This window comes from Dactylosporangium sp. NPDC005555 (assembly GCF_040605635.1).
Classification (GTDB): Bacteria; Actinomycetota; Actinomycetes; order Mycobacteriales; family Micromonosporaceae; genus Dactylosporangium.
Map to the genome: position 1 here is coordinate 30,344 of NZ_JBEXDG010000038.1, position 15,557 is coordinate 45,900.

16 protein-coding genes are annotated in these 15,557 nt (G+C 73.3%); 10 read left to right on the forward strand and 6 right to left on the reverse strand.

Annotated features, from left to right (window positions below; translation table 11 throughout):
* Positions 1-55: 55 nt before the first annotated feature.
* Both ABZS58_RS33500 and ABZS58_RS33505 read right to left on the reverse strand, forming a co-directional pair.
* Positions 56-1,987, reverse strand: coding sequence for a discoidin domain-containing protein (locus tag ABZS58_RS33500; protein WP_354787254.1), 1,932 nt, complete (start codon positions 1,985-1,987; stop codon positions 56-58).
* Between the two features lie 212 nt (positions 1,988-2,199).
* The gene (locus ABZS58_RS33505; RefSeq protein WP_354787255.1) at positions 2,200-2,502 is read right to left on the reverse strand and encodes a metal-sensitive transcriptional regulator; all 303 of its coding nucleotides are present in this window, start codon (positions 2,500-2,502) and stop codon (positions 2,200-2,202) included.
* A gap of 82 nt (positions 2,503-2,584) precedes the next feature.
* On the opposite strand from ABZS58_RS33505, the gene ABZS58_RS33510 reads away from it, so the two are divergent.
* From ABZS58_RS33510 to ABZS58_RS33520, 3 genes are read left to right on the forward strand one after another with little or no spacing between them, the layout of a single operon-like run.
* Positions 2,585-2,800, forward strand: a complete 216-nt coding sequence (locus tag ABZS58_RS33510; protein WP_354787256.1) for a copper ion binding protein — start codon at positions 2,585-2,587, stop codon at positions 2,798-2,800.
* Positions 2,797-3,645 (forward strand): hypothetical protein, encoded by an 849-nt coding sequence (locus ABZS58_RS33515; RefSeq protein ID WP_354787257.1) that lies wholly within the window; start codon positions 2,797-2,799, stop codon positions 3,643-3,645. The genes ABZS58_RS33510 and ABZS58_RS33515 overlap by 4 nt, the downstream gene beginning before the upstream one ends.
* Positions 3,632-5,785: a heavy metal translocating P-type ATPase gene (locus tag ABZS58_RS33520; RefSeq protein ID WP_354787258.1), complete on the forward strand. Its 2,154-nt coding sequence runs from the start codon at positions 3,632-3,634 to the stop codon at positions 5,783-5,785. The genes ABZS58_RS33515 and ABZS58_RS33520 overlap by 14 nt, the downstream gene beginning before the upstream one ends.
* Here ABZS58_RS33520 and ABZS58_RS33525 read toward each other — a convergent pair.
* Positions 5,778-6,281: a PadR family transcriptional regulator gene (locus tag ABZS58_RS33525; protein ID WP_354787259.1), complete on the reverse strand. Its 504-nt coding sequence runs from the start codon at positions 6,279-6,281 to the stop codon at positions 5,778-5,780. The two genes, ABZS58_RS33520 and ABZS58_RS33525, sit on opposite strands and share 8 nt — an antisense overlap.
* A gap of 59 nt (positions 6,282-6,340) precedes the next feature.
* On the opposite strand from ABZS58_RS33525, the gene ABZS58_RS33530 reads away from it, so the two are divergent.
* From ABZS58_RS33530 to ABZS58_RS33540, 3 genes are all read left to right on the forward strand, one after another.
* The gene (locus ABZS58_RS33530; RefSeq protein ID WP_354787260.1) at positions 6,341-7,294 is read left to right on the forward strand and encodes a hypothetical protein; all 954 of its coding nucleotides are present in this window, start codon (positions 6,341-6,343) and stop codon (positions 7,292-7,294) included.
* Positions 7,295-7,412: 118 nt separating this feature from the next.
* Positions 7,413-8,054, forward strand: a complete 642-nt coding sequence (locus tag ABZS58_RS33535; RefSeq protein WP_354787261.1) for a SnoaL-like polyketide cyclase — start codon at positions 7,413-7,415, stop codon at positions 8,052-8,054.
* A 58-nt stretch (positions 8,055-8,112) separates the two neighbouring features.
* Entirely contained in the window at positions 8,113-8,487 is a 375-nt protein-coding gene (locus tag ABZS58_RS33540) for a nuclear transport factor 2 family protein (RefSeq protein ID WP_354787262.1), read from the forward strand.
* Positions 8,488-8,514: 27 nt separating this feature from the next.
* Here the strand turns inward: ABZS58_RS33540 and ABZS58_RS33545 are convergent, their stop codons facing one another.
* On the reverse strand, positions 8,515-8,967 hold the full coding sequence (locus ABZS58_RS33545) for a tautomerase family protein (RefSeq protein WP_354787263.1): 453 nt from the start codon (positions 8,965-8,967) through the stop codon (positions 8,515-8,517).
* A gap of 40 nt (positions 8,968-9,007) precedes the next feature.
* Here ABZS58_RS33545 and ABZS58_RS33550 point away from each other — a divergent pair, with 40 nt between their 5' ends.
* Positions 9,008-9,571, forward strand: a complete 564-nt coding sequence (locus ABZS58_RS33550; protein ID WP_354787264.1) for a TetR/AcrR family transcriptional regulator — start codon at positions 9,008-9,010, stop codon at positions 9,569-9,571.
* 48 nt (positions 9,572-9,619) lie between these two features.
* Here the strand turns inward: ABZS58_RS33550 and ABZS58_RS33555 are convergent, their stop codons facing one another.
* A complete protein-coding gene (locus ABZS58_RS33555; RefSeq protein ID WP_354787265.1) occupies positions 9,620-10,306 on the reverse strand; it encodes an LPXTG cell wall anchor domain-containing protein in 687 nt (228 codons plus the stop codon).
* Between the two features lie 209 nt (positions 10,307-10,515).
* On the opposite strand from ABZS58_RS33555, the gene ABZS58_RS33560 reads away from it, so the two are divergent.
* From ABZS58_RS33560 to ABZS58_RS33570, 3 genes are read left to right on the forward strand one after another with little or no spacing between them, the layout of a single operon-like run.
* On the forward strand, positions 10,516-11,454 hold the full coding sequence (locus ABZS58_RS33560) for a PHB depolymerase family esterase (protein ID WP_354787266.1): 939 nt from the start codon (positions 10,516-10,518) through the stop codon (positions 11,452-11,454).
* A gap of 9 nt (positions 11,455-11,463) precedes the next feature.
* A complete protein-coding gene (locus tag ABZS58_RS33565; RefSeq protein WP_354787267.1) occupies positions 11,464-13,458 on the forward strand; it encodes a helicase-associated domain-containing protein in 1,995 nt (664 codons plus the stop codon).
* A gap of 25 nt (positions 13,459-13,483) precedes the next feature.
* Entirely contained in the window at positions 13,484-14,569 is a 1,086-nt protein-coding gene (locus ABZS58_RS33570; protein WP_354787268.1) for a winged helix DNA-binding domain-containing protein, read from the forward strand.
* Here ABZS58_RS33570 and ABZS58_RS33575 read toward each other — a convergent pair.
* Entirely contained in the window at positions 14,533-15,519 is a 987-nt protein-coding gene (locus tag ABZS58_RS33575) for a BadF/BadG/BcrA/BcrD ATPase family protein (RefSeq protein WP_354787269.1), read from the reverse strand. The genes ABZS58_RS33570 and ABZS58_RS33575 overlap by 37 nt on opposite strands.
* Between the last annotated feature and the right edge of the window lie 38 nt (positions 15,520-15,557).

Here is a 15,557-nt window from a genome sequence, read left to right on the forward strand (position 1 = left end):
GTCCCTTCTGGGGGTGGGGAGAGGCAGGCGGGGCGGGCGGGCCCCGCCTGCCCGGTTACGCGTACAGGCGGATGTCGGCGAGGCTCCACCAGCTGCCGCTGCTGCCCGTGTTCGTCACCCGCACGTAGCGGGCGCGGGCCTGTGCGTCGACGTTGGTGAGCTGGCCGGTGCCCGTACCGGATGCGATGACGCGCCAGGAGCTGCCGTCGTCGCTGACGGAGAGCTGCCAGGAGCGGGCGTAGTCACCGACGCTGCCGCCGCTGTCGATCGCGACCCGGCGGAAGCGCACCGGGGCGGCGAGGTCGACCTGCAGGTACTGGCCGGGCTCCTGCGCCTGGCCGGCGGACCAGCGGGTCGAGGCGTCCTCGTCCACGGCCAGCTTCGCGTCGGCGGACGCGGGCAGGGACGTGGCGGTGGCGCCCTTCAGCGACAGCAGCTTGAGGCCGTCGTCGAACACCCGGTTGCGGGGCCAGGTGAACGTGGCGAGGGAGCCGCCGGGCAGCGTGTAGTCGAACGTGCGGCCGCCGGCGGCGACGGTGAAGGTGCGCGGGTCGTCGTTCTCGTTGTGCACGACCAGCGCGGTGGAGCCGTCCGGGTTGCGGAACGCGACGTCCATGATCTGGCCGTTCCACCCGGTCGTGCCGAAGGAGGTGCTGGCGATGCGGACCGCGCCGGGCTTCACGAAGCGCGACAGGTGCCCGATCGTGTAGTACTCGGCGTTGGTGGTGAACGTGCCGTCCGGCTGCACCGTGATCAGGCCGGTGCAGGTGTCGCAGCCGCCGAGGTGCGGGCCGCCGGTCGCGTCGAGGGCGATGTTCCAGTTGACCGCGGACTTCGCCCAGTTGCGGGTGGTCCCGATCGCGATGGTACGAGCGTGCCACTTCAGCGTGTCGCGGAAGAACTGCGCCGGGGTGTCACTGGCGCCGTGCGAGCCGGAGCACTCGGTGAACCAGATGCCCTTGGCCGGGAACGCGTCGTGCAGGGCGGTCTGCGCGGCCGGGTCACCGTAGTAGCAGTGGTACGCGGTGCCGGCCAGCCACTTCCCGGCGGGGCTTCGCAGGAGCTGGTACGGGTAGTCCGTCTCCGGGTCCTGCCCCGGCGGGACGTTGACCACGTCGTTGGGGTGCGTGGCCCAGTTGTGGTCGTAGCCGATGATCTTCGTGCGGGGGCTGAAGATCCGCAGCAGCGGGCCGAGGATCTCGATGACCTTGGCCTCCTGCGCGACCCGCATGGCCGTGGTCGGGTAGCCGTTCTGGCCGCCGTTCTGCGGCTCGTTCTGCACGGTGATGTAGTCGACCGGCACCCCGGCGGCGGTGTACGCGAGGACGAAGCGGGTCAGGTACGCCGCGTACACGGCGTAGATCTTCGGGTCGTCGATGAGCGAGCCGCCGACGAGCGAGTCGTTGGTCTTCATCCACGCCGGCGGGCTCCACGGCGTCGCCATGATCTTCAGCTGCGGGTTGAGCTGCTTCGCCCGGCGCAGCAGCGGCAGGATCCGCTGCTGGTCGTGGGCGATGCTGAACTTCGACAGCGTCCAGTCCTTCTGCCCCGCCGGCACGTCGTCGAGCGAGTAGTGGCTGCTCTCGGCCGTGAAGTCCGACGAGCCGACCGGCTGGCGCAGGAAGCTCACACCGTCACCCTGCTCGGGGTCGAACAGGGCGCGCATGGCCTTGTCGCGTTCGCCCGCGCTCAGCCGGTGCAGCACGGCGGCCGAGGAATCGGTGATCGACGCCCCGAACCCGTCCATGGTCTGGTACTCGCGGCTCGGGTCCACGGTGACGACGGGGTTGGGGTTCCCGGCGACCGGCCTGCCGAACGGGACCTGGGCCCGCTCGTGCATGAGCTCGGTGCCGTCGACGGTCGTCACCCACACCCTGGCCGTCGCGGCGGGCTCCCCGGCCTGCGCCGCGGTCACCCCCGCCAGCCCTGCCATCCCCATGGCGACGGCGGCACCGGCCGCCACCAGCCGTAACACCTGTCGTGTCATCGCGCGTCTCCCAGAGTTCCGCATGTAACAAATGAAACACGAATGTAACTAAGCGGAGGACAGCACAGCATCGGCCCTCACCGATTGTCAAGAGCACTTCAGGTGCCTGACGCGATCAGTTCGGGCCGCGGTGCCGCAATGCGACGGCCGGATGAAACGGGGAGATGAAACAGAAAAGGCCGGCGAGCGCCGGCCTTGTCCCTTCGCTGAGGTCAGCCCCTGCGGAGCAGGCGACCGACGGCGGCCATCATCTCGGTGGCCATCTCCTCGCCCTTGCCCTCCTCGGCGCCGTGCTGCATGCAGTGCCGGGCGTGGTCGTCGAGCAGGCCGAGGGCGACCTTGTCCAGGGCCGCCTGGATCGCGCTGATCTGGGTCAGGACGTCGATGCAGTAGCGGTCCTCGTCGACCATCTTCTCCACACCGCGGACCTGGCCCTCGATGCGGCGCAGCCGGCTCTGGAGCTGGTCCTTCGTCGCGGTGTAACCGCGGGGCGTGGCGGTCGTCATGGCACCCATCCTAGCGCACACCCCCCGGGGGTATGCTACGTTCGTCGGGTACCCATGGGGGGTATCCGTATCGAGTGTGGAGGAGCCGGCAATGAACACCACGACCTACGCCGTCAAGGGCATGACCTGCGGGCACTGCGTGCAGGCGGTCACCACCGAGGTCGGGAAGGTCGCCGGGGTCACCGCCGTGCGGATCGACCTGGAAGCCGGCGCCGTGACGGTCACCAGCGACGGGCCCGCCGACGAGCAGGCCGTCCGCGCCGCCGTCGACGAGGCCGGCTACGAAGTCGTCGGGCTCCGAGCATGAAGCCGCTGAGCACCCCGGTCCGGCTGGGAGCGTTCGCCGCGGTCCTCGTGGTCGTGTTCGGGGTGGCCTTCGGGGCGGGCCGCCTCGTCGGGCCCGACGCGATCGCCGACGAGCGACCCGCCGACGCGGCGCACGACCCCGCCGGCCAGCACGGTGGCGACCACGCGGTCCCGGGCAGCGCCCCCGCCGCCGACGGATATGCGATGGCGATCGACCCGTACACCGGCGGCCTGAGCTTCAGGATCACCGGCGCCGGCGGGCGGGCCGTCACGCGCTTCGACACGGTGCACGAGAAGCCACTGCACCTCATCGTGGTGCGGCGGGACCTGTCAGGGTTTCAGCACGTCCACCCGATGATGGACGCGGACGGGACGTGGCGGGCGCCGCTGACGCTCCCCGACGGCGGCCCCTGGCGCGCCTATGCGGACTTCACCGCCACCGGTGGGGCGGCCACCGTCCTCGCCGCCGACCTCGACGTGCCGGGGCCGCGGACGACCGGGCCGCTGCCCGCGCCGGCCACGAGCACCGTCGTCGACGGGTACACCGTGCGACTCGACACGCACGACGGCGTGACGCTGCGCGTGGAGCGCGACGGGCGGCCCGTCACCGACCTGCAGCCCTACCTGGGCGCGGCCGGGCACCTCGTGGCGATCGCCCAGCAGGACCTCGCCTACCTGCACGTCCACCCGAAGGAGCCGGCGACCGGCGGGCCCGACGTCCGGTTCGCCGTCGAGGGCGCCGCCGAGGGGACGCACCGGCTGTACTTCCAGTTCCAGCACGGCGGCGCGGTGCACACCGCCGAGTTCACGGTGACCGGTGTCGGGGGCGGGCATGCCCACAACTGAGCTCGCGATCGGCGGCATGACCTGCGCGGCGTGCGCGGCCCGGATCGAGAAGAAGCTGAACCGGCTCGACGGTGTCGAGGCGAGCGTCAACTACGCCACCGAGAAGGCGCGCGTGGTGTTCCCGCCGACGCTGGTCGTCGCCGACCTCATCACCACCGTGGAGCAGACCGGCTACACGGCCTTCATCGAAACGCCCGCGCAAGCGGCCGGGACAGTCGATCCCGCCGCCGAGGCCCGGCGGCGGCTGCTGGTCAGCGCCGCGCTGGCCGTGCCGGTGGTGCTGCTGGCGATGGTGCCGGCGTGGCAGTTCGAGTCGTGGCAGTGGGCGTCGCTGACCCTCGCCGCGCCGGTCGTGGTGTGGGGCGCGTGGCCCTTCCACCGCGCGGCGCTGCGCAACCTGCGGCACGGCGCGGCGAGCATGGACACGCTCGTCTCGGTCGGCACCGCGGCCGCGTTCCTGTGGTCGCTCTACGCGCTGTTCGTCGGCGACGCGGGCATGCCCGGCATGCGGCACCCGTTCGAGCTCACGATCTCCCGCGGGGGCGGCGCCGACGCCATCTACCTGGAGGTCGCCGCCGGGGTGACGGTGTTCATCCTGGCCGGCCGGTATTTCGAGGCCCGCGCGAAACGGCGGGCCGGGGCCGCCCTGCGGGCGCTGCTGGAGCTGGGTGCCAAGGACGCCGCGGTGCTGGCCGCCGACGGCACCGAGCGCCGCGTCCCCGCCGAGCAGCTGAAGGTCGGCGACCGGGTCGTCGTGCGGCCCGGCGAGAAGGTCGCCGCCGACGGGACGGTGCTCGACGGCACCTCCGCGGTCGACGTCAGCATGCTGACCGGCGAGCCGCTGCCCGTCGACGTCGGCCCCGGCGACCCGGTCGTGGGCGGCTGCGTCAACGCGTCCGGGCGGCTCGTCGTGCGGGTGAGCCGCATCGGCGCCGACACGCAACTGGCGCAGATGGCGCGGCTCGTCGAGGAGGCGCAGAGCGGGAAGGCCGACGTGCAGCGCCTCGCCGACCGGATCGCCGCCGTCTTCGTGCCGATCGTCATCGCGCTCGCCGCCGGCACGCTCGGCTTCTGGCTCGGCACGGGCGGCTCGACGACGGCCGCGTTCACGGCGGCGGTGGCGGTGCTGATCATCGCGTGCCCGTGCGCGCTGGGCCTGGCGACGCCGACGGCGCTGCTCGTCGGCACCGGGCGCGGCGCCCAGCTGGGCATCCTGATCCGCGGCCCGGAGGTCCTCGAGTCGACCCGGCGCGTCGACACAGTGCTGCTGGACAAGACCGGCACCGTGACCACCGGCCGGATGTCCGTCCAGGAGGTGCACGGCCATCCGGACACGTTGCGCCTCGCCGCCGCCGTCGAGCACGCCTCCGAGCACCCGATCGCGGTCGCGGTCGCCGCCGCGGTGCCGGACCGGCCTGCCGTCGCGTCGTTCACCAGCCACGCCGGGCGCGGGGTCAGCGGCATCGTCGAGGACCGCACGGTCTGGGTCGGCCGCCCCGCGTTCCTCGCCTCGAAGGGGCTGACCGGGTCCGTCGACGCCCCGGACCTGGCCGGGACGGTCGTGGCGGTCGGCTGGGACGGCGCCGTGCGGGGGCTGATCGCCGTCGGCGACACCGTCAAGGCCTCATCCGCCGCCGCGGTACGGCGCATGCGCGACCTCGGGCTGCGCCCCGTCCTGCTCACCGGGGACGCCGAAGCGGTCGCGCGGGCCGTCGCCGCCGAGGTCGGCATCGACGAGGTCATCGCGGAGGTGCTGCCGGAGGGAAAGCTCGACGTGGTGCGGCGCCTGCAGGGCGAGGGCCGGGTCGTGGCGATGGTCGGCGACGGGGTCAACGACGCCGCCGCACTCGCCCAGGCGGACCTCGGCCTGTCGATGGGCACCGGCACCGACGCCGCGATCGAGGCGAGCGACCTCACGCTGGTCCGCGGCGACCTGACCGCCGTGCCCGACGCGATCCGGCTGTCCCGGCGCACCCTCGCCACGATCAAGGGCAACCTCTTCTGGGCGTTCGCCTACAACCTCGCCGCGCTTCCCATCGCCGCGGCCGGCCTGCTCAACCCGATGATCGCCGGCGGCGCGATGGCGCTGAGCTCGGTGTTCGTCGTCGCGAACAGCCTGCGCCTGCGGCGCTTCAACTGACCGCGTCCAGGAAGCGTTCCGCGGCGAGGGCGTTCTCGTAGCGCCAGGTCAGCAGGATCCGGCCGAAGCCCGTCTCCGCGTCACGCCGGCGTTCGATCGCCGCCCGGACCTTCGCCACCGTCTCACGCTGGGCGGCGACGAGAGGACCGGGCGGCAGGTCGCGGCGCAGCCGGAGGGCGAGCTTCACCAGCAGCTCCGAGCGCATGTCCCGGACATGCCCGACGGGCCGGTCCAGCCACTCCCCCACCTCCCGCACGCCGTCGGGGGTGGTGGTCAGGATCGAGCGCCGCGGGCCGCGTGCGCCGGCCTCGGTGCTCTCGACGCGGGCCAGGTCCAGAGCGCCGAGGCGGTCCAGCGACCGGTACACGATCGGGCGCGGCACGTGCCAGGCCCGGCCGACCGCGCCGTCCTCGGCGGTCAGCGCGGCGATCGCGAAGCCGTGCGTCGGGCCCTCGTCGACCAGGGTGAGGACGATCCATTCGGCCAGCGACAGCACGCCCTTGAGCGTAGTCGCCGCGCCCGGTAGTCTCACTGTGACTACTGGGCGGGGGGCGAATGCACATCCATGCGCCGATCGGCCAGATGCTCACCGACGGCGAGCGGGTCCGCTGCCACCTGTGCGGGCGATGGTTCCTCTCGGTCGCCAGCCACATCCGGGTCCACGGCTGGAGCAAGGCCGACTACGTCGCCACGTTCGGCCTGGAGCTGGGCAACCCGCTCAGCGGCCAGGCGACCCGCAGGCGGCGCTCCGCCGCCCTCCTGGCCCGCAAGATCGAGCCGGCGATCCGCAACGCGCAGCAGCGGGCCCTGTCCCGGTCCCGCAGCGGCGCCCTCGCCGAAGCGGCGGCGGAGGCGGCCCGCGGGCGGCGGCACCCGGTGGAGCGGCGGGTGAAGACCCTCGCCGCGCTCGCCGTCGTCGACCCCCGGGCGCGCGCGGAGGGCAACCGCCGGCGGGCCCGGCAGCACCGCGAGCGGCTCACCCGCGAGGTCGCCGCGCGCTTCGGGTATGCCACCTTCGACGACTACCTGTCCGACCGCTTCGCCTCGGGCATGAGCATGGCCGCCGTGAGCCGGGAGGCCGGGCTGCACAAGGACTGGGTCTCCCGGCACCTGTCCGCGTCCGCCGCGCCCGCCGCACATCCACCCGAGCGGCTCGGCCCCGCGGCGCGGCGGCTCGGGTTCGCGGACACGCGGGCGTATCTGCACAGCGCCCACGTCGAGCAGCACCGCAGCGTCGCGTCGATCGCCGCCGAGGCCGGCGTGACCAGGTCGGCGGTCCTGACGGCGCTGCGCCGGCACGGCATCGACGCCGTCCCGCACGCGGCGAAGCGGCACCACGCCGCCGCGAGGGGCGACACCGTGGCCCGCGCGCTGGGGTACGACACCCTGCGCGCCTACATCGCCGACCGCCGCGCCGCCGGGGCACCGTGGACGGCCATGGCCGTGGAGGCCGGTCTCCCTGCCACAACATTGCGTCGACACTTCGCCGCAACAGGATCAACACATTGATGTTAGTCGATTTTACCTCAGTATCTACGCACGTTACTCAACGGGGTTGACGCCCGCCGATCACATCCACCAACATCTCAGTCGATCACTTCCCCGATGCAGTGAAAGGACGAGGTCCTTGACTGAGACCCCGCTCTGGTTGCAAGGCCGCACCGCCGTCGTCGACGCGACCGACCCGGAACAGTGGCGCGAGGGCACGCCCGACTATCACCTGTCGCACACGGTGATGCCCGAGCAGCGGACCCACCAATTCGCCCCCGACTCCCTCGAAGCAATCGTCGAGCGGATCGTGCAGGTCTTCGAGATGGAGGTCTCGCACAAGAAGGACCCCGCGACCTGGGTCTCCATGGTGACCGAGCACTTCCGGACCAACGTCAACGGCGGCCCCTGGGCGACCGCGCAGGACATCACCGACATCGGCAGCTACAACATCCTGATCGGCGACAGCGCGTTCTACAAAACGGGCCAGGAATCGTTCGAGTCGTCCCACCACATTTTCCACCAGGCCTTTCCGACCGGTTTCTACTGGGAGGTGCTGGAGGTCCTGAGCCCCCCGCCGGTCGTCACGTTCAAGTGGCGCCACTGGGGCGCGTTCACCGGTGAATACCACGGTTACCAGCCCAACGGCGAGACCATCGAAATGTTCGGCATCAGCGTCGCGAAGGTCACCGACGACCTCAAGCTGCTGGAGGTCGAGCACTACTACGACCCGAACAACTTCCTCGGCAAACTGACCGGCGGCTGCCCGGTCGCGCACTGACGCGCCCCGGCGCACCGTGAGCCGGGCACACCGCGCGTGTGCCCGGCTACGATTGAGGATGGACCAACTCTTCCAGCGCTACATCCGCGCCGGCGCCGTCGGCCGCGACCCTGACGCCCTGGCCGCGCTCTTCACCCCCGACGGCATCCTCGAGGCGCCTCTCGTCCTGCCCGGCGGCACCTATCCGCGCCGCCTCGAAGGCCGCGACGCGATCCGCGCCGGCATGGCCGCCTGGTACGCGCTGCCGAGCGAGGACACCCGCACCGTCGACTTCGGACGGTCCCGCTACGTCCTGCACCCGACCGCCGACCCCGGCGTCTTCATCGTCGAGATCGACACCGCGTTCACGGACTCGACCGTCATGTCCCTGGTCCAGATCTTCCGCGTCCGCGACGGCCTGATCGCCCACCTGCGGGACTACTTCGCACACTGACCCGAGCCGCGCGGAGCGCGGCGCCCCTCAGCGGAGCAGCGCGGCGAACTCCTCACGGCCGAAGGCGGTGCCGGCGATCCCCCAGCCGCCCTCGGCCGCCTCGGTGAGCAGGACCCAGGTGCGGGCCGGCTGGGTCGGGTCGCCGCTGACGTCGGCGACGATGCGGGTCGCGTCGGCGACCAGCGACCGCTGCCCCTCCCGGGTCAGGGCGCCGGGCGGGGTGAGGACCTGGATCCGGACGGTGCGCGCCGCCTCGGTTCCGGCGGTGTGGACCGCCTCCCCGGGCATGCGGTGCAGGTACGCGCCGGTGTTGTCCAGATGCGCCGGGCCCGGCTCGGCCACTCCCTCGGCGCGCAACAGGGCGGCGGTCAGCCTGGCCGCGAGCGTGCGGTCGCTGCCCGCCGGGAAGAGGTCGGCTGGGGCGTAGACGTCGATCATGGGCATGACGAGGCTCCGTTCCTGGACTATGCTGGTCGTCATAGAACGTAGAATATGCCGACCGTCATAGTCAAGGGAGCGCATGGTGGCGGGTGACGTCCGTGGGCGGATGGTGGAGGGCGCGGCGGTGCTGCTGGCGAAACAGGGCCTGCAGGCGACGTCGTTCTCCGAGGTGCTGAAGGCGACCGGGGCGCCCCGCGGCTCGATCTACCATCACTTCCCCGAGGGCAAGGACCAGCTCGTCGCCTCGGCCCTGGACCTGGTGGCGGGGCGGATGCTCGCCGGGTTCGACGACCTGGAGGGGCACGGCGTCGTCGAGGTGACCGAGCACGTCCTGCGCCTGTGGCGGACCGTGCTGGAGCGGTCGCACTTCAGCGCCGGCTGTGCGGTGCTGGCCGTGACCGTGGCGGCGGAGCCGGGTGAGCTGCTCGGCCGGGCCGCGGAGATCTTCCGCGACTGGCGGGCGCGGCTCGGCGGACTGTTCGAGGCCGGCGGGCTGGACCCGCGGACGGCGGCGCGGTTCGCGGCGACGCTGATCGCGTCCACGGAGGGCGCGGTGGTGATGAGCCGGGCCGAGCAGAGCATGGAGCCGTTCGACCTGGTGGCGGGCGACCTGCTGGACCAGGCCCGCCGACTGTCCGGATAGGACACCGCAGGGGAGCCCCGACGGGACTCCCCTGCGGTGGAAGCGGCGCTACTCGGCGGTGAAGGTCACCCGGCGACGGCGGCGCAGGGTGGCGACCAGGGCGATGCCGCCGACGACGAGGGCGGCGCCCGTGCCGACCATGGGCAGCGTGGTGCTGGAGCCGGTCGTCGGCAGGCTCGGCGTGGTCGACGTGGAGGGCGTGGGGGGTGTCGTCGAGGAGGACGGCGTGGGCGACGAGGACGGCGTGACCGACTTCGACGGCGACGGCGTCGGGGAGGCCGACGGAGACTTCGACGGCGACGGCGACGGGCACGGGCCGGTCAGCGACACCCAGCCGCTCGCGGCCGTGGCGGGGTAGCCGTCGGCCCACTTCGCCGAGTACGTGATCCTCACCTTGGTGGCGGGGCGGGAGACGCGGGAGGTGAACGTGACCTCCGTGAACTTGGTGCCCTTCGGGGTGGCCTCGATCGTCGTGGGCACCGTCGTGGTCGACAGGACGGTCGTCGCCTGCTCGTCGAGCTCCAGCTTGACGTTGCTGAGCGTGACGGCCTTGGGGTAGTCGTTGGTCAGCTTCCAGGTGATCTGGTACGTGCCGTCGACCGAGACGCACTCCGCGGAGCCGGTCGCACCCGATGCGTGCGCACTGGCGGGCGAAGCGAACATGGTCGATAGCCCGACGGCCACGGTCGCGGCGGCCGTGCCGGTCGCAACCCTCCTGAACAGCGTGTTTCCCACGACGACTCCTGCCTCACGAAACTTGACGTCCGACAACATATGGCCAGGCAAGGCACGAGCGACAGCCGTTGCGGAGCAGGAATTTTGGAGCTGGTCCGGGTTTGGTCTGATTCATCCGGGAAAATACTCTGAATCGACGACGATCGCCGTGACAGAAGGCGATCGGGCCGGTGGATATGCGCTACCACGACCCCCTAGGCTGACCGGGCATGAGACGGGGATCGGCACTGCTCACGGTGATCATGCTGGCCGGCTGCTCCACCGGGGAGGCGCCGGCACCGCGGACGACGGCCGGGGCGCCCAGCGCCGGCGACACCACCCAGACCATTACCGTCGGTGACAAGGTGCGCACGTTTCAGCTGCACGTGCCCGCGTCGTACGACCCGGGCCGCCCGATGCCGGCGGTCGTCGCGCTGCACCACAAGCCCGGCAGCGGCGCCACGATGCGGGAGCTGACCGGCCTGGACGCGAAGGCCGACAAGGAGGGGTTCATCGTCGCGTACCCGGAGGGCGTCGGCGGCCAGTTCAACGCGTTCGGCTGCTGCGGGGTGCAGGACGACATCGGCTTCGTGAAGGCCGTCGCCGGGCAGCTCGTCGAGCGCTGGAAGGCCGACCCGGACCGGGTCTTCCTCGCCGGGGTTTCCAACGGCGCCGACCTGAGCTTCCGCGCCGCGGTCGAGGCGCCCGGGGTGTTCGCCGCGATCGGCGCGGTCAGCGGCGGGTTCACCGGCGGGCGCACCGAGGCGGCGGACTACCGGCCCCCGGCCCCGGTCTCGGTGGTGACCCTCATCGGCGCCGCGGACCCCCAGGCCACGACCTTCAGGACCGGCCTGGACACCTGGCGCGCCCGGGCCTCCTGCGCGAAACCCTTCGTGCCGCCACCGCCGTCGGCGAACGCACCCGTCACGGTCCCGCCGCCGGGGTCGGTGTCCGCGCCGCCGCCGTCACCCGCGGCGCCGCTGGATCCGGCAGTCCAGCGGACGACCACGCCGTGCAAGGGCGGCAGCGACGTGGACACCTATGTCATCGACGGCGCGGGACACGTGTGGTTCGGCGCCACCGCCGGCGAGCTCAAGGACCCCGCCCCGAAGATCGACGCGACCGACGTGCTGTGGGCGTTCTTCGCCGTTCACCCGCGGCACGGCTAACGTCCCGGCATGCGGACGATGCTGGACTTCCTTTCCGGGCTGGGTGCGCCGCGGCTGGCGGAGCTCACCGCGGCCCACCTGCCCGGGAGGGAGACGCCGGACCCGGCCGTCCTCGCGGCGGTCCTGATGGAGCCGGGCACGGTCACCGGGACCGTCGCCGTGCTGAGCCTGCCGGAGCTGCAGGTGGCCGAGGCGCTGTCGCTGCGCGCGGCCGGGACCCGGCGGGCCGACCTGGCGCGGCTGCTGGGCGTGGCCGCCGGCGACGCCGACCTGGACATGATGCTGGGCCGGCTGGAGTGGCACGCCCTGGCCTGGCCCGACGGCGACTGGATCCGCACCGCACCGATCCACCGGGTGATCGTCGGCGGCTACGGCTTCGGCCCGTCGGCCCGCATCGAGCTCGCCCAGCTGCCGCTGGACCGGTTGCAGCGCATGGCCTACAACCTGGACGCGCCCGTCGACAAGCACCGCGCGGCGCTGCTCGACGGGATCTGCGCCGCCCTCGCCGACGCGGCAACGGTCCGCGCGAAGTTCGCCGCCGCGCCCGAGACCACCAAGGACCTGCTGCTGTCGCTCGCGGAAGGCGACCCGTACTACTTCGACCCGCGGCAGATGGGCGCGCTGCGGGTCAACCGCCCGACGCCGCTGCGCTGGGCCGTCGACCACGGCCTGCTCATGTGGAACCCGGTGGGTATGACGGCGGCGGCCCTGCCCAGCGAGGTCGGGGTCGTGCTGCGCGACGGCTTCCGGGCCGACTTCGACCCCGCCCCGCCGCTGCAGGTGCCGGTCGAGGTCAGCGCCGAGATGGTCGAGCGCGACGGCGCCGCCGCGGTCCGGGCCGCACTCGCGCACGTCACCGCCCTGCTGGAGGCGTGCGGCCGGGCGCCGGTGCCGATGCTGAAGGACGGCGGGGTCGGCACCCGCGAGCTGCGCCGGCTCGGCAAGGCCATCGGCGGCGACGAGCCCGGCATGCGGCTGTGGCTCACGCTCGCCGGGGTCGCCGGCCTGATCGGCGTCACGGACAACCGGATCGCGCCGTCGGCCAGCTACGACGACTGGCTGGCGCTCGACCCGCCCGCGCAGTACGGCGAGCTGCTCAGGGCCTGGCTGGTCATGGACGCCGTCCCGCTGGACCCGCGGGCGCCCGCGCTGCTGCGGACCGAGCGCGACGAGGCGGTGAGCGTGCTGCGCCGCAGCCTCGTGTCGATGCTCAACGGCCTGCCCGACGGCTACGCGCTGCCGTCGCTGGAAGGGATCAACGCGCTGCAGATGTACATGCGGCCGCTGCTGACCGGGGCGGACACCGAGGAGGCCCGGCCGACCACGGTCATGCTGTGGAGGGAGCTGGAGCTGATGGGGCTCGGCGCCCTGCACGCGCCGACGGGCCTGTGCCGCGCCCTCGCCGCCGAGGCCGGCCTGGACGGCATCCCGCGCCGCGCGGCGCTGCACGCCGAGCTGGAGCGGCTGATCCCGGCCGCGCAGCGCACGGTGCTCCTGCAGAGCGACCTGACCGCGGTCGCGACCGGCGCCCCGGCGCCGCAGCTCGCGGCGTTCCTCGACCTCGCCGCCGACCGGGAGTCCCGCGGCGGCGGCCACACGTGGCGCTTCAGCGAGGCGTCGGTGCGGCGGGCGTTCGACACCGGCTCGACCGCCGACGAGCTCCTCGCGGCGCTGCGCGGGGCGGCGACCGGCGGGCGGGTCCCGCAGCCGCTGCAGTACCTGGTCACCGACCTCGCCCGGCGGCACGGGCGGCTGCGGGTCCGGCCCGTCGCGTGCGTGCTGCGCGGCGAGGACCCGGCGCTGCTCGCCGAGCTGACGCGGGTGAGGAGCCTGGCGAAGCTCGGCCTCACCGAGCTCGCCCCGACGGTCTACGCCAGCGTCCTGTCCGTCGCCGACACCCTCGCCGCGCTGCGGGCCGCGGGCTACGCGCCGGCGGGTGAGCACCCGGACGGCACGATCGCCTTCGACCGGATCACCAGGCACCGGGTTCAGGACAGCTCCTGACCGGAACTGTCGATAGCGTCCGGGCGTGATCCTCACCCGGCGGCAGCTCAACCGCACCTACCTGCAGCGCCAGCTGCTGACCACCACCGATGCCGAGCCGGACCCGCGCCCGGTCGACGAGGTCGTCGCGCACCTCGTCGCGGTGCAGGCGCAGGAGATCGACGCGCCCTACGTCGGCCTGTGGACCAGGACCCGCCGGGCACGGCACGACGACCTCACCGAGGCGCTGACCGACCGGCGGGTCGTGCGCGGCGGGCTGCTGCGGCGCACCCAGCACCTGACCACCGGCGCCGACTACCGCTGGCTGCGCCCCCTGCTGAAGTCCCGGCTGGGGACCGGCGGGCTGTCGCCGTTCGCCGCCGAGTTCGCCGGGCTGGACATCGCCGACGTCGGCGCGGCCGGCCGGGACATCCTGCGGGGCCAGGTCATGACCCGGCCGAAGCTGGCGAAGGCGCTCGGCGAGCGCTTCCCCGGCCGCAAGGGGATCGCCCTCGCGTGGGTCGTGCAGTTCCAGGAGAACCTGGTGCACCCGCCGCCGTCCGGGGTCTGGCGCCGCCGCGGGCACGTGCCCTGCGCGCTCGCCGAGGACTGGCTGGGCGGCCCGCTGGAGGAGCGGCCCCTCGTGTCGACGCTGCTGCGGCGGTACCTCGCCTCGTGCGGCCCGGCGAGCGTCGCGGACCTGCAGAACTGGTCGGGGCTCAAGCGGGTGCGCGACGAGGTCGAGGCGGAGCGCCCCCGGCTGCGGGTCCACCGCGACGAGCACGGGCAGGAGCTCTTCGACCTGCCCGGGCTGCCGGTCGCCGACGGGGACGAGGAGCCGCCGGTGCGCTTCCTGCCCGAGTTCGACAACCTGGTGCTCAGCCACGAGGACCGGACCCGGATCATCAGCGACGAGGACCGCGCGAAGGTGTGCCCCGGCTACTCGATGGTGCACCCGACGTTCCTGGTCGACGGGTTCGTCGCCGGCATCTGGTCGGTGACCGGGGCGGCGCTGGTCGTGTCGCCCTTCCGCCGGCTGCCGGATGCCGATGCCGCGTCGGTGCTGGACGAGGCCGGCCGGCTGCGGGCGTTCCTTCAGATCGACGCCCCGGTGCGGCTCGACCAGGCCTGAAGGGCCAGCCGGGCCGCGCCGAGGGCGGGGTCGGCCGCGGTGCCGGCCGCGGTGCCGCGCGCGTCCAGCGCCGCGAGGACCCCACGACGGACCGGCGTGGCACCGGTGAGGAGGCCTCCGGCCAGGACCACCGCCGCATCCGGAGCGTCGAGGGCGTCGAGCGTGGCGAGCAACCGCTCGACGGCCGCCGCGACGATCGCGACCGCCGCCGGGTCCCCCGCCTCGGCGAACTCGCACACGACCGGCGCGAGGGCGGCGAACGAGCCGAACGGCAGGCGCTGCGCCCAGTGCACGAGGTCGTCGGCGCTCGCGGCGCCCGCGTGCAGCGCCACCCGGACGGCGAGCCCGGACGAGGACCAGTGGTGGGCGGCGTGCCGGACGGCCTGCAGGCCGAGCCAGAGCCCGGAGCCCTCGTCGCCGAGCAGCCAGCCGAGCCCGTCGGCGGTGCGCACCACCTCCGTGCCCTCGATCAGGGCCGCGACCGCGCCGGTGCCGGCGATGAGCACCGCGCCACGCAACACCCCGGCCCCGCCGGTGACCCCGGCCCCGCCGCCACCGCCGGCCGGGAGGGCGGCGGACCCGCCGCTGCCCGCTGAGTAGGCGGCGAACTCGCCGCTGCCCGCCGCGAAGGCTGTGACGGCGTCGGCGACGACCGGGACCGGGCAGGTCAGGCCGATGTCGGCCCACTCGGCGGCGAAGGCGGCGGCGACGCCGGGATCAGCGAGGATGCTGACCCCGGCGACCCCCACCACACCCGCGACGACCCCACCCGGGTCGTGCGGGCCGAGTGCCTGCCGGACCGCCGTCCCGATCGCAACCGCGGCCGCCGACCCGACAGCGGACGGGTTGCCGGGACCCGCGGTCCCGCGCCCCAGGACCGTCCCGTCCGGCGAGGTGAGGACCGCTTTGGAGGCCGTCCCGCCGGCATCGACCCCGAGGATGAGCACCATGGCGATGATCGAAACATAGAAAATGCTTATTGACTAGA

Coding starts and splice junctions, on each gene's coding strand:
- ABZS58_RS33500 (WP_354787254.1), bottom strand. CDS start 1,987: ATGACACGACAGGTGTTACGGCTGGTGGCGGCCGGTGCCGCCGTCGCC.
- ABZS58_RS33515 (WP_354787257.1), top strand. CDS start 2,797: ATGAAGCCGCTGAGCACCCCGGTCCGGCTGGGAGCGTTCGCCGCGGTC.
- ABZS58_RS33530 (WP_354787260.1), top strand. CDS start 6,341: ATGCACATCCATGCGCCGATCGGCCAGATGCTCACCGACGGCGAGCGG.
- ABZS58_RS33560 (WP_354787266.1), top strand. CDS start 10,516: ATGAGACGGGGATCGGCACTGCTCACGGTGATCATGCTGGCCGGCTGC.
- ABZS58_RS33510 (WP_354787256.1), top strand. CDS start 2,585: ATGAACACCACGACCTACGCCGTCAAGGGCATGACCTGCGGGCACTGC.
- ABZS58_RS33565 (WP_354787267.1), top strand. CDS start 11,464: ATGCGGACGATGCTGGACTTCCTTTCCGGGCTGGGTGCGCCGCGGCTG.
- ABZS58_RS33520 (WP_354787258.1), top strand. CDS start 3,632: ATGCCCACAACTGAGCTCGCGATCGGCGGCATGACCTGCGCGGCGTGC.
- ABZS58_RS33540 (WP_354787262.1), top strand. CDS start 8,113: ATGGACCAACTCTTCCAGCGCTACATCCGCGCCGGCGCCGTCGGCCGC.
- ABZS58_RS33575 (WP_354787269.1), bottom strand. CDS start 15,519: ATGGTGCTCATCCTCGGGGTCGATGCCGGCGGGACGGCCTCCAAAGCG.
- ABZS58_RS33550 (WP_354787264.1), top strand. CDS start 9,008: ATGGTGGCGGGTGACGTCCGTGGGCGGATGGTGGAGGGCGCGGCGGTG.
- ABZS58_RS33545 (WP_354787263.1), bottom strand. CDS start 8,967: ATGACGACCAGCATAGTCCAGGAACGGAGCCTCGTCATGCCCATGATC.
- ABZS58_RS33505 (WP_354787255.1), bottom strand. CDS start 2,502: ATGGGTGCCATGACGACCGCCACGCCCCGCGGTTACACCGCGACGAAG.